Source organism: Parageobacillus caldoxylosilyticus (genome assembly GCF_019272935.1).
In the GTDB taxonomy this organism is placed as follows: domain Bacteria; phylum Bacillota; class Bacilli; order Bacillales; family Anoxybacillaceae; genus Saccharococcus; species Saccharococcus caldoxylosilyticus.
In genome coordinates this window covers 76,660-89,270 of the sequence record NZ_CP040553.1, presented here as the reverse complement: position 1 = coordinate 89,270, position 12,611 = coordinate 76,660, and the positions used below count along the sequence as shown (strand labels likewise).

At 42.5% G+C, this 12,611-nt stretch carries 12 protein-coding genes and 1 other RNA gene; 9 read left to right on the top strand and 4 right to left on the bottom strand.

Features of this window, described 5'->3' with window-relative positions; translation table 11 throughout:
* The first annotated feature begins 94 nt into the window (after nt 1-94).
* Nucleotides 95-285: non-coding RNA, 6S RNA (gene ssrS, locus BV455_RS00505), on the top strand.
* Nucleotides 286-705: 420 nt separating this feature from the next.
* Here the strand turns inward: ssrS and BV455_RS00500 are convergent.
* Nucleotides 706-1,869, bottom strand: coding sequence for a serine hydrolase domain-containing protein (locus BV455_RS00500; RefSeq protein WP_061579070.1), 1,164 nt, complete (start codon nt 1,867-1,869; stop codon nt 706-708).
* Nucleotides 1,870-2,524: 655 nt separating this feature from the next.
* On the opposite strand from BV455_RS00500, the gene BV455_RS00495 reads away from it, so the two are divergent.
* The 7 genes from BV455_RS00495 to BV455_RS00465 all read left to right on the top strand — a co-directional run bounded on the left by BV455_RS00495 (nt 2,525) and on the right by BV455_RS00465 (nt 9,074).
* Nucleotides 2,525-3,250: a CAP domain-containing protein gene (locus BV455_RS00495; RefSeq protein WP_081160800.1), complete on the top strand. Its 726-nt coding sequence runs from the start codon at nt 2,525-2,527 to the stop codon at nt 3,248-3,250.
* A 293-nt stretch (nt 3,251-3,543) separates the two neighbouring features.
* The gene (locus tag BV455_RS00490; protein ID WP_218687613.1) at nt 3,544-3,984 is read left to right on the top strand and encodes a MarR family winged helix-turn-helix transcriptional regulator; all 441 of its coding nucleotides are present in this window, start codon (nt 3,544-3,546) and stop codon (nt 3,982-3,984) included.
* 4 nt (nt 3,985-3,988) lie between these two features.
* Complete coding sequence (locus BV455_RS00485) at nt 3,989-4,627, top strand: HlyD family secretion protein (RefSeq protein ID WP_017437448.1); 639 nt, start codon at nt 3,989-3,991, stop codon at nt 4,625-4,627.
* Between the two features lie 10 nt (nt 4,628-4,637).
* Nucleotides 4,638-6,341, top strand: a complete 1,704-nt coding sequence (locus tag BV455_RS00480) for a DHA2 family efflux MFS transporter permease subunit (protein WP_218687612.1) — start codon at nt 4,638-4,640, stop codon at nt 6,339-6,341.
* A gap of 122 nt (nt 6,342-6,463) precedes the next feature.
* Nucleotides 6,464-8,563: a transglycosylase domain-containing protein gene (locus BV455_RS00475; RefSeq protein WP_218687611.1), complete on the top strand. Its 2,100-nt coding sequence runs from the start codon at nt 6,464-6,466 to the stop codon at nt 8,561-8,563.
* 95 nt (nt 8,564-8,658) lie between these two features.
* Complete coding sequence (locus BV455_RS00470) at nt 8,659-8,808, top strand: DUF2639 domain-containing protein (RefSeq protein ID WP_017437452.1); 150 nt, start codon at nt 8,659-8,661, stop codon at nt 8,806-8,808.
* 77 nt (nt 8,809-8,885) lie between these two features.
* On the top strand, nt 8,886-9,074 hold the full coding sequence (locus BV455_RS00465) for an NETI motif-containing protein (protein WP_218687610.1): 189 nt from the start codon (nt 8,886-8,888) through the stop codon (nt 9,072-9,074).
* A 27-nt stretch (nt 9,075-9,101) separates the two neighbouring features.
* Here BV455_RS00465 and BV455_RS00460 read toward each other — a convergent pair whose 3' ends face one another.
* The gene (locus BV455_RS00460; protein WP_169735606.1) at nt 9,102-9,275 is read right to left on the bottom strand and encodes a hypothetical protein; all 174 of its coding nucleotides are present in this window, start codon (nt 9,273-9,275) and stop codon (nt 9,102-9,104) included.
* Nucleotides 9,276-9,435: 160 nt separating this feature from the next.
* On the opposite strand from BV455_RS00460, the gene BV455_RS00455 reads away from it, so the two are divergent.
* Nucleotides 9,436-9,651, top strand: coding sequence for a DUF6501 family protein (locus BV455_RS00455; protein WP_026078661.1), 216 nt, complete (start codon nt 9,436-9,438; stop codon nt 9,649-9,651).
* Between the two features lie 291 nt (nt 9,652-9,942).
* Here the strand turns inward: BV455_RS00455 and BV455_RS00450 are convergent, their stop codons facing one another.
* Both BV455_RS00450 and BV455_RS00445 read right to left on the bottom strand, forming a co-directional pair.
* Nucleotides 9,943-11,088 (bottom strand): Ger(x)C family spore germination protein, encoded by a 1,146-nt coding sequence (locus tag BV455_RS00450; RefSeq protein ID WP_155835562.1) that lies wholly within the window; start codon nt 11,086-11,088, stop codon nt 9,943-9,945.
* On the bottom strand, nt 11,012-12,610 hold the full coding sequence (locus BV455_RS00445) for a spore germination protein (RefSeq protein WP_245005317.1): 1,599 nt from the start codon (nt 12,608-12,610) through the stop codon (nt 11,012-11,014). Before BV455_RS00445 ends, BV455_RS00450 begins: the two co-directional genes overlap by 77 nt.
* Between the last annotated feature and the right edge of the window lies 1 nt (nt 12,611).

Genomic DNA, 12,611 nt, shown 5'->3' with positions numbered 1-12,611 from the left:
ATTATTATATCTGTTTATATAAGTTGCTAAAAATGAGTATGTCAACCACTTGAAAAAAGAAGAAAGATTATGTATGATAATAATCACCAAAAAACGACTGCTGCGTTGTACGTTGAAGAATGAAGTTTCAACCGATGGCAATAGAAAGGGAGTTCTATATCGAAACGGGAATGTCATGCCTCCCTACGCGCTAGGTTAGAGGACGACAGGAACGTTTCTGCGAACACCCACCTGGTAGAGTGTGGTTGAGAAACTGCATTCCACCAACGGCAAACGCGGCGTCATGTACATGAAAAAAGCCGATCTCTTGCATAGAGGTCGGCTTTTTTCATGCACGTTTTTCCCTAAGCCCAAAACATATAAGAAAAATCGCTGTTATAGATGATGGGCAAAAAGGTGATTTATCGCACTTGCTCACGCTCATGGATTTGCCAAATTGTTCGGATGGGATCCAAAGAAGATGTACAACCAAAAGAAAAATCCTCTGACGGAAAATTGTATCGCGTGCAAGTCGAAGCGTTCGCGGAGCGCGGGAATGGGGAACGCCTTGCAGAAGAACTCAAGAAAAAAAAGGATATCCGACAATCATTGTCTAACAATAAAAAAGACCTTCTCATTGAGTACATGGTGGTTTGCTCAGAATATAGAATTGAAATATCCGGGATACTCACGTTGCGAGTCTCCTGATGAAGTTACTAGTTAGAATTATAGTTGTTCATAGATCGCCGTCTCAAACTTAGCAAGTAGTTCCAAGACAGAGTCGTCCGCGAAAGGGAGAATCTGGGTAAGAAGTACACCGGTCACGCGTTTAACTGGGTCAATCCAGTAGTACGTGTTCCCGAGTCCCGCCCACGCTAGGCTTCCCGCACTTCTTCCAGTTGGTGCATCTTCAGTCGTAATCATATGGCCTAATCCCCACTTCTTGACCATGCCTGGAAAAAATTCAACATCGTTGGTAACGGAAGGGATTGCGCTTCTCATTGTGAGCACATTAAGATCACCAATTTGATTAATTCCCATTTCTTTCACTGTTTCCGATTTAAGAATGCGAACCCCTTTGAAAGTGCCACCATGTAGCAACATTTGAAGGAATTTTAAATAATCTTCGGCTGTAGAGTAGAGACCGCCCCCACCCATGAAGAACTCAGGTTCTTGCGGAACTTCAAAATCGATGCGGTTAAGCACACCGTTGTTATCACGCTGATGCATCGCGGCCATGCGAGAGCGAGCCTCGGGGTGTATGATAAAATCTGTGTCGTCCATGCCAAGTGGGATGAATATGTGGTCTTTTAGATAATCGCGTAGAGACTGACCGCTTACTGCTTCAACGGCCTTTCCTACCCAGTCGATGTTGATGCCGTATTCCCAACGGTCGCCAGGATCAAAGACTAGTGGAGTTTTGAGAGAGGCGTTTTTACATTCAATAATTCCTGGAATCTTTTCGTACTCCATGTAGCGAACCATATCAGCATTCCACATATCATAAGTGAATCCAGCGGTATGTGTGAGGAGATGACGAAGAGTAATGGGTTTCTTTGGCGCTCTAAGTTTAGGATGACCGTTACTGTCGAATCCTTCAAGCACTTGAATCGAGTCCAACTCGGGTAGCACACGATTTAACGGTTCGTCTAACTGGAGTTTCCCCTTCTCTACCAGTTGCATTGCCGCTACGGACGTTATTGCTTTTGACATGGAGGCAATCCAGAAGACGGTGTCCAGGGTCATTGGAGTGTCGCTGTCTATGCTTCGTTTACCAAACGCGCCTTGGTATACCAATCCATTATCATTTGCCGCGACCGCAACTACACCCGGCACTTTTCCTTCTGACACAGCTCTTTGCAGTATTTGGTCAATGTGCTGAGCCTTCATAGCAATACCTCCTAAATTTTGCAACATTCATTAAGTAAGCCCACTGCCATTGTATGATAATTCAGAATAATTATAACATTATTGTTTATGATTATGTACCTCTTTGTTGGCCTTGAAGTTTCTAATTTTTCTCTATAGCTCTTTTCGAAAGGATTGTTGTTTTCTTATGCCAAATGATTGTAGTGATATGGAAAATAATGTATATTGATATTAAAGAAATGGAGTGATACGCTTGAAATTCATGCATGTACGTTTGTTGGTAAAAAACTACAAGGTTCAAAAACGGATTTTTTAGGAACATTATGATCTGACGAAATTTTCTTGTAAAAAATTTTAAACAACATCCTGTATTGTAACATTGTTGTAAAAAATGTTAACTATGATCTTTTTCTTAAACTTTGTCAATCTTTATTTCACAAGTAATATATAGGAATTCTCGCTAGTAATTCCAAAAAAGAATTAAATACCCATGAAAGATGTTTTTTTACAATGCTAGTTTTTTTCAGGGATAGACATTGATTTTTTTATGAAAAAAATCTTTTCTTGCAGAATAAATGGTAAATTAATCCAATTACCATATTTATCTAAAAATATTACAAAAAATCCGTGTTATTATGTAGGTGCAAGCAAGGGATGAGTTGGAGGAGGAGAAACAATGAACAAAAAATTCGTATTTTCACTTGCTGCATCTTTAGCGATTGTAGGAGCATCTTTTACAGTAAATACAGTAAAAACGGAAGCAGCTGGGCCTGCTCCATGTCCAGCTATCAAAAGCTATGAAGTTAAATATAATGTCTATCCATCTAGCATTCAAGATATTGAAAAATGGTTGCAGTTTATTTTAAATCAAACAGGAAATGCAGAAATGACAAAACTGGTACAGCAAAAACCAGTCACAACAACTGTCCAAAAACCGTCAGCGAATGTACAAGCTCCTGTAAGCAAGCCAGCAACGCAGGCACCTGCACCAAGTCAAAGCCAAAAAGCAACGAATGAAGCAGGATTAAAAGCTTATGAACAACAAGTAGTAGACTTAACGAACAAAGAACGGGCGAAATATGGCTTGCCGCCTTTAAAGGTCGATTTAGCGTTAAGCAAAGTGGCCCGTGAAAAGTCAAGAGACATGGCAGTAAACCATTATTTCTCCCATTACAGCCCGACATATGGCTCTCCATTTGAAATGATGAGAAAATTCGGCATTTCTTATACAGCTGCTGGAGAAAATATTGCAAAAGGCCAACGGACTCCGCAAGAAGTAGTGGCAGCCTGGATGAATAGCGAAGGCCATCGGGCAAATATTTTGAACAAAAACTACACTCATATCGGAGTAGGTTTTGAAGAAAACGGGTACATCTGGACACAACAATTTATAAGAAAATAAGGATCAATATTTCTGCACCACACCACTAAGACAGGCTTTAGTGGTGTGGTTTTTTTATTAAATACGTTTCTTGACAACAGAAGACTATTTGCATCAGAATCAACTTGCCGACTTTGTCGACAAGCTGAAAAGACTGATTTATTTTCTGTGGCCTAAACATCAACAATGAAATTGAATAGAGCTGATATATCAACATTTTGATTTTTGTATATTGTCATGTTATAATCATAATTCGCATAGAAATAATTCGTATTAAAACTATTTCTATTACATATAGTGAGGTGGGGGGATGTATGGAGGGCATTGGCAAAGAAATTATGTATTCGGTGTTCCGAATGCAAAAGGCGTTATACCGTCTTGTCCGCGAAGATGCGGCCCGGGTAGGAATTACAGAAGTGCAGCTAATGATTCTTTATACGTTGTTAAAAAAAGAAAATATCCGGCTGAACGATTTGGCGGAAAAATTAAATTTAAGCAACAGCAATGTCAGCGGTACGGTCGACCGCCTTGTCAGCGCTGGGCTGGTAGCGCGGGAGACTTCAAAACAAGATCGGCGCGCTGTTGTATTAAGTTTAACAGATAGAGGGAGACAGGCGATTCAAGAAGCGTTTAACCATGAATCCGTTTTGAGGAAACGATTAAAAAGAATCGAGGAAACCTTTAAGGAGGAAGAGATTGTACAATATTTATCCATCCAGCAAAAAATGAAAGACATTTTATTAGGGGAGGAGTAAAAACATGAACGTAAAACGCTTAATTATATTAAATATTATTGTTCTTATTTTGCTAGTGGGCGGCGGTTTTGCTGCTTATTATTATGTCAATGAAGCAACCAATTATATTAAAACGGACAACGCTCGTATCGACGGCCAAGCGATTACGATTGCTGCGCCATTTTCCGGAAAACTGACTTCCTGGTCCGGAAGCGTTGGAAAAACATTTAACAGCGGCGATAAAATTGGTGAAGTATCCGACGGCGAGCATAATATTCCGGTAACCGTTCCACATCATATGACGATCGCTCAGCAAAACGCGGTGGAAAATTCGTTTGTCGCAGCCGGCATGGCGTTGGCGCGCGGCTATGATTTGGATGATTTATGGGTAACGGCCAATATTGAAGAAACGGATATTGAAGATGTCAAAGTAGGCCAAGATGTCGATATTTACGTGGACGCATACCCGGATCGCAAGTTTAGCGGAAAAGTAGAGAAACTTGGATATGCGACCGCCAACACATTCAGCCTGCTTCCAAGTTCGAATGCGACCGGAAACTATACGAAAGTGACGCAAGTAATTCCAGTGACGATTTCCATTGACAATTACAACGGGGCGGGGCTAGTACCAGGAATGAACGTCACCGTTCGCATTCATAAGTAGGTGATGACCTATGTCAACATTTTTAACTGGCTATATTATCTTTTCTGTCCTTGTTCTGGTTGTGCTGAATATTGCGCTAAGAAGACAAAAAAACGATCCCGTCCCGTCTAGTCTGGAACGAGCAGAGATGGCACATGCACATGGCATGGCGGCAGATAGAGACGAAAAGCCGTTGAAAACGGCAGCGGCATCAGGACAACAAACAGGATTGGAAAATATTGGGGATAGCCGCGCCAAAGTAGTAGTCACGATCATGCTTGGAGCGTTTGTCGCGATTTTGAACCAAACGCTTATTAATGTTGCGCTGCCGCATATGATGCATGATTTCAATGTGGAAACGTCAACGGTTCAATGGCTTGTGACAGGGTACATGCTTGTTAACGGCGTGCTGATTCCGATCAGCCCGTTTTTAATTGCGAAATTCCCAACGAAGAAGCTGTTTTTAGCCGGAATGTTGTTTTTTGCTGCTGGAGCTTTTATTTGTTCCATCTCCCCATCGTTCGCCATCATGCTGACAGGACGCCTAATCCAAGCGGTAGGGGCGGGAATTATTATGCAGTTGATGATGGTCATTATGCTGACTATTTTCCCGCCGGAAAAACGCGGGGTAGCGATGGGAACTGTCGGGATTGCCATGATGTTTGCGCCGGCTGTCGGTCCGACATTATCGGGATGGATCGTGGAACATTACACGTGGCGCCTTTTGTTCTATGTTGTATTGCCGATTGCGATTATAGATATTGTGCTTGCGTTTCTTTGGTTAAAAAATACACCGAAAACAGGAAATCCGCTTTTGGACTGGCGCGGCGCGATTTATTCGACCATCGGCTTTGGCGGCTTACTTTACGGATTCAGCGAAGCGGGAAGCAACGGCTGGGGACAGATGAGTGTAGTAGTGTCCATTATCCTTGGTGTTATATTCTTGATTTTATTTACATGGCGTTCGTTAATGGTGGAAAATCCAATTTTAAATTTCCGTGTGTTTAAATATAATGTATTTACTTTGTCCACCATCATCGGCTGCGTCATTAACATGGCTCTGTTTGCCGCGATGGTCCTGCTTCCGGTCTATTTGCAAGACTTGCGCGGATTTACGCCGGTTGACGCCGGTTTGCTGCTCTTGCCTGGTGCGATTGTGATGGCCATCATGTCGCCGATTTCCGGCTGGATTTTTGACCGCATTGGCGCGCGCATGCTCGCGATTGTCGGTTTAATCATTACGGTCGCGACAACATGGGAATTCAGCAAGCTGACGATGGATACACCATACAGCCATATTTTGGCAATTTATATTTTCCGCATGTTCGGTATGTCGATGTTGTCGATGCCGATTATGACGGAAGGATTAAATGCATTGCCGCGCCATTTATACAGCCATGGAACGGCAATGGCCAACACGCTACGGCAAGTCGCCGCTTCGCTCGGCACGGCATTTCTCGTTACCGTCATGTCTAACCGTACGAAGTTTCATGCGGAAAATTATCGTAATGAGATGACGGAAAATAATCCGTTCTTCATGGATATTGTCGCGCAGTTAAAACATGTGATTCCTAGCGATGAAGCGATCGCGCAGCTTTTATATGGCATCGTGCAGCAGCATTCCGCTGTCGAGGGAATTAACGACGCATTTTTTGTCGCCACCGGACTTGCTGTGTTGGCGCTCATTTTAGCGTTCTTCTTAAAAGGGAAAAAGAAAAATGCTCCATCAGCTTGATGGAATGCTTGGCGCAAACGGCCGCATCTCGGCCGTTTGCGCCATTTTTTGTGATGGACAATGTACGGAAAAAGGAGTGTTGCTTCGAATGGTATAAAAGTGATAGAGTAGGGGGGATTTCGTTGGAACAACAAAGCCGATGGCAAGCAAGAAAAAACAAACGGAAAAGGCATTGGCTGCTTACTGGAGTTGTGTTCGCGGTTTTTATCGTCGGCGTCTATTTAACGATGCAATGGTATATCGCGACAAGAGATATAAGCGCGTTGCAAAAACCGCTGCCGGCTCCGACCATCATTTATGACCAAAATGGCCGCGTCGCCAGCAAAATTTCCTCATCGAAGATGGAGGAGGTACCGATCGAACGAATTCCTAATCATTTTCTTGAAGCAGTGGTGGCGACCGAAGACCGTCGCTTTTATCAACACCATGGCATTGATTATTATGGAATGCTGCGAGCGCTTTTTCGCGACATAAAAGCAGGCGGATGGACCGAAGGCGGAAGCACCATTACCCAACAGCTTGCCAAAAACGTGTTTTTAACGAACGAAAAAACGTTGTGGCGAAAATGGCAGGAATGGTTTATTGCCAAAAAAATCGAGCGCACGTATTCCAAACAACAAATTTTGGAGATGTATGTAAACCGCGTATATTTCGGTGAGGGGGCGTGGGGGGTGCAAAGCGCTGCGAAAACGTACTTTGGCAAAGACGTTTCCAAATTAACCGTCAGCGAAGCGGCGCTGCTTGCCGGGCTGATTAAAGCCCCGTCCGCCTTGTCGCCGGCCAGTCATTATGGGAAGGCAATTGCCAGAAGAAACGTTGTACTTCAGCTGATGAAGGAACAAGGCTATATTGATGAGCAGACATTTTTGCACGCCAAGAATGAAAAAATGGTGATTCAAAAAGAAAAAAAACCAGACCCATACAAAGGCAAATATCCGTATTATGTGGATCAGCTGATCGAAGAGGCGATCGCGCGCTACCATGTCACACAAAGTGAAGTGCTGTCCGGGGGGCTTCATATTTATACGGAGTTGAACCCGCGCATGCAAGAGGCGTTAGAAACCGTGTATCAAAACGACGCTTTGTTTCCGCAGGGAACGGACGATCAGCTTGTCCAAAGCGGTGCGGTGCTTCTAGATCCGAAAACAGGCGGGATCAAGGCGTTAATTGGGGGGCGCGGCGAGCATGTATTCCGCGGGTTTAACCGGGCGACGCAACTACAACGCCAGCCGGGGTCAACAATGAAGCCGCTTGCCGTGTATACGCCTGCGTTAGAACAAGGATATCATATATTTGACGAATTAAAAGATGAGCCGGTCGAATTTAACGGTTACCGCCCGGAAAACTATGACCATACATACCGCGGAAGTGTCACGATGTATGAGGCGGTCATTAATTCGCTGAACGTTCCTGCTGTATGGCTTTTGGATCAAATCGGATTGGAAAAAGGAATCGATGCGTTGCAACGGTTTGGGATTCCTTTGGACGAAAAAGATCATTATTTAGGAGTCGCATTAGGCGGAATGCGGCAGGGCGTATCCCCATTGCAAATGGCTGAAGCGTATTCCGTGTTTCCGAATGATGGCGTGCGAACAGACGCGCACATTATTACAAAAATAGTCGACAAAAACGGCAACGAGATAGCGAAATGGAAACCACATGATGTGCGCGTCACATCAAAAGAAGTGGCACAAAAAATAACGTTTATGCTCGAAGGGGTCGTAAAAGAAGGAACAGGGAAACGCGCACGCATTCCTGGAAGAGCGTTAGCGGGAAAAACAGGTTCAACCCAAGTTCCAGTAGACGGAGTAAATGGGGTAAAAGATCAATGGATGGTTGGCTATACTCCACAGCTTGTCGGAGCTATCTGGCTTGGATATGATCATACCGATAAACGCCATTATTTACAAACGACAAGCAGCCAGACCGTCGCTGTTATTTTCCGTGAAATCATGGAAAAAGCGCTCGAAGGCACACCGGCGCAATCATTTGCCTACCCAGCTTTAAAGAAAGAACAGAAACAATGGCAACAATGGCATAAACAAAAGAAAGAAGAAGAAAAACAGAAAAAAGAAGAGAAACGAAAACATGAACACGGCCCGAAAGAAAAAAGAGAGAAGGAAAAACGACGACATCACTGGCATGACAAACATGAAAAGAAACAAAAAGAAAAAGGAAAAGGAAAAGGCCATAAACATGATAACGATGAAGAAGATGATTAAAAACGGATTGGCAATGACGCCAATCCGTTTTTTAGTTCTGTTTTTTTGTTTTTCGCCGTATATATAGGACAAGCAACAGAAAAAGGGGGATGCTTATGGCTTATTTCGGTTCCAAAGGTTGGCTCGTTCAACAGTTGAAAGAGGCAGGAGTTCGCTATCATCCTGTGGAAAGAAAAAAAGTGGAAACATACAAAACTGCCATTTTGTATGGACTGTACAAAAAATATGTACAGAAAATCCGTTAACCGAACGCTGCCATCGCGTTCGGTTTGTTTTTTGCAGCGAAATAGGTGATGATAAAAAGAAAGGAGGGATTATAGTAATGAAAAAAATTTTTGTCGTCGAAGAACAGGAAACGATTGACGAATGTCTCAAGCGCATAAAAGCAGAAGGATATCGACCCATTCGCCGCATAGAACGGCCGATTTTCCGTGAAGTGCGGAAAAACGGAGAAACGGTCATTGAACCGTGTGGCAGAATCATCGAATTTGAAGCTGTCTTAAACAAATAAACGAGAATACCAAATAGGCATTCTCGTTTATTGTTGCAAATCGCGCGTTTTTTTCGCTTCGTCATGATTTCCGGTCGGATTGCCGCTTGATGCTTCGTATCCGACCCGATATACGTAGTTTTTTGGCGCGTTGATCACGTTATCCATGTTGTATTGCTTGACATCTTGTTGGAATTGACGCTCGCTCGGGCGTTTTTCCATCGTGTCTCCTCCCTTATTTTGAAAAACTTTCATCCATAGCATGCCCAACAGTACTTCCATTCATCAAAAACTGTGAATGGCCATTCTTTTGATATTGCAGCCGAATCGAAATATCGCTAAAATGGGAGTAGTAATGATGACAGAACAAGGGGAGTCGAATATGATTCATCAAACTTGGTTAAAACGCCCAACGTTAAAAAAAGTGAAATGTGTACATACAAACGCGGAAAAATACATCGTTGATCATGTGCTAACACCAGGAAAAACGTATGAAGTGAAAAACGAAACGGAAGAATTTTATTTTATTATTGATAACACCGGAAAAATTGGCGGGTTTTATAAAGATTATTTTGAGGAAGTGCGTGAGGAGAAGTAATACTTCCTCTTTTTTACAAGCTACGGTTTAGGAGAAGGTTCAACCCAACATGTGAAATAGTTATTCATATAGGTAAAATGATCATTGTACGATGGAAGCTGGCCCATCCGCTTCTTACAAACCAATGGAGGCTGTCTCCGTTTCTTACGGAAGACAGCCTTTTCGCCTATTGAGAAACGAGCGGTTTTTCTTTTGGTAACCACCTCGTGAGTACCCCAAGCAGCGGAAGGAAGCTGCACCATATCACAATGATGCAAATCAGCATTATTTAGGAGAGAGGTCCACGATACATCAGTATTTCAATTTTTCTTTCCCAAATGTATTAATGGAGATTTTTACTTTAATCTTTTTTAAACTTTCGTCTGTTAATGGAATCTCTCCGTTTTTGGAAAACTTCTTCCAATCTTCTGGCTTTTGGCGATACATGGCTTCAGAGAGGTTAAGGGTATCAATATCATATTTTAGCCCTAGCTTGTAGAGACTTCTTATTTCATCTTCCACCGTTTTTTGCGCCAAACGAACTAATTGTTTTTCCGTTAATTTTTCCCTTAACTCAATCACACTTCCTTTGGCGGTTACCTCTATGTTAAATACAGGAGTATATCCTTTGCGCTGATAGGAAATTTTTGACTTAGGTTTAAGAACAACGATTGATGCAACGACTTTGTTTCCTTTTTTTACATAAATAGGGGTTCTTTTTATTTGTTTTTCAAGCCATCTGATTCCTAGCAACTTAGAGCGATCAAAACATTTTTGAAGTTCATCATCGTGTATAAAGCACATTCCTTTTAAATTTAACATCGGTTTTTCTTTTTTTCCCTCCTTCCAATGGCGCGTAGTAATGCTGAGATAAGGAAGTCGCACTGTTTTGGAATCTTCACGCATATCAGCTTCAAAGCGATTTAAGCGAATCAGCTGAATAAATGAACTTTGATTGAAAATTTCACTAGGATTGGCTAATAAAGAATAGTATGGCGATGTATGCAAAAGTGGTGCTGCCCCAAAAAAAAGTTTTGTTATCGGCTCATCTGTCACATAAACCCATAGTGTATGCCTAATTTCGTTATATCGGTCTAAAACGTCTAAGACGTCTTCTAGCACTACTTTCTTCAGCGCTCTTTTTGTAAACACGATACTTTTCACATGCGCCCATGATACCATTCGCTGAATAGAAGGATACAGATTATCGGTTGCGATATTAAACGTTTCGCCTTCTACTTTTCCAACGGCAATGCCGGATTTTTCAAGGGCACCTCCAGACTCGACTTTCGCTAATCCGGTAAAGCTAGTGAAGGCCACATAAACGATAAACCGATTATCCTTATAATCAATACCGATTGCACCGACATAAAAAAGATGATCAATATTTTGCGATCCCCAGCATCCTGTTAACAAGAATATAGAAATCATAAAGGGAAAGGCGGTTTTGAAATTCAATTCGCTTCCCCCTTGGTGTATCGTCCTGCGGTTTTACCAAACCTGCTCTCTTTTTGAATTTTTTCCAACCATTCGGAATTAAGGTTTTGAAAATATCCATGGTTGGAGGAGAGAGAGGCATAAGATACGGAATTCCAAATATTTTTAAATTCGCCACATATGTTAAAAGTATAAATAAAGAAGCGATAAACCCAAATAACCCTAATACAGAAGAAGCGATTAAGACAATAAAACGCAATAGCGCCACGGTTCCTGACAAATTTTGATTCACTAATGTAAACGAAGCGACCACAGCAATGGCCGCAACAACAAGGCTTCCCGGTGTGAATAAGCCAGCGCTGATAGCCGCTTGCCCAATAATCAATCCGCCGACAATCGATAATGTTTGGCCAACCGCTAACGGTAAGCGCATACCCGCTTCTTTAACAATTTCGAACAGCCCCACCATGATAAACATTTCCAGTGGAACAGGCAATGGCACTCCTTGCCTGGAAAGCACAACCGTTCCTAAGAGAGTGAATGGTATTTCTCCTGGATGAAACGATAATAAGGCGGTCCAAAATCCAGGTAAGTAAATAGCCAATGAGATTCCCATGAAGCGAAGGATTCTCTGAAAAATGACAAAGATAGGGTTTGTAGCGTTATCTTCCGATGTATTCAGTAAAAACAATAAGTTTCCCGGACCAATAATGACGGTAGGAGCACCGTCTAACAGGATGATAAATCTTCCATTCAATAAACTATTCACAGCAAAATCCGGCCGTCCTGTGTAGGCAAATAACGGAAACAGAGAGAATCGTTTGTCGCCAAGCAACTCTTCCAACTGATTGGTACTCGTCAGGGAATCAATATTTAACTGTAAAATTCTTTTTTTCACTTCATGAATCATTTCACGATTCGCGATGTCCTCTATGTACATTAATCCCACTTTTGTTTGGCTTCTTGTTCCGACGATAAATTGTTCATAACAGAGCTTATGGGATTTAATTCGCTTGCGGATAAGCGCGACGTTTTTCGAAATTTCCTCAATAAAACCGTCTTTCGGGCCGCGGATCGACACTTCCGTGTTCGGTTCTTCCGGGTCGCGGTTGGGCGGATTGGCAAGCGTAAGGGAATATAAAACATCCGCTTCTTGAAAGTAGACTAATAAATCACCGTTAAAGAGAAGATAGTCTAGATCATCCACCAGCACTTCTTTTCCAAGCAGCTCCATTGGCATCAGTTTGTTTGCTTCAATTTCCTCCACCGACTGGCAAGGATATTTACGGCACATTTCACGAAACATTGGAAATATGACCTGTTTCATCAGCTGAGTGTCACACAGCTCCTCGCAATAGATAAACACTAGGGTAAGCGTGCCGCTTGCGGTTTTTGCTGGTTGAATCGTCGAGGTAAGAATCGCGACATCTTTACAGTTCGAATAATGATCCCGCAACGTTTGCTCGGAAACAATGAGCGTTTCCTGTCCGCTATGATCATTTGGATAATTTCTGACTTGCGGCGCTCTTGAAGGAATCTGCATG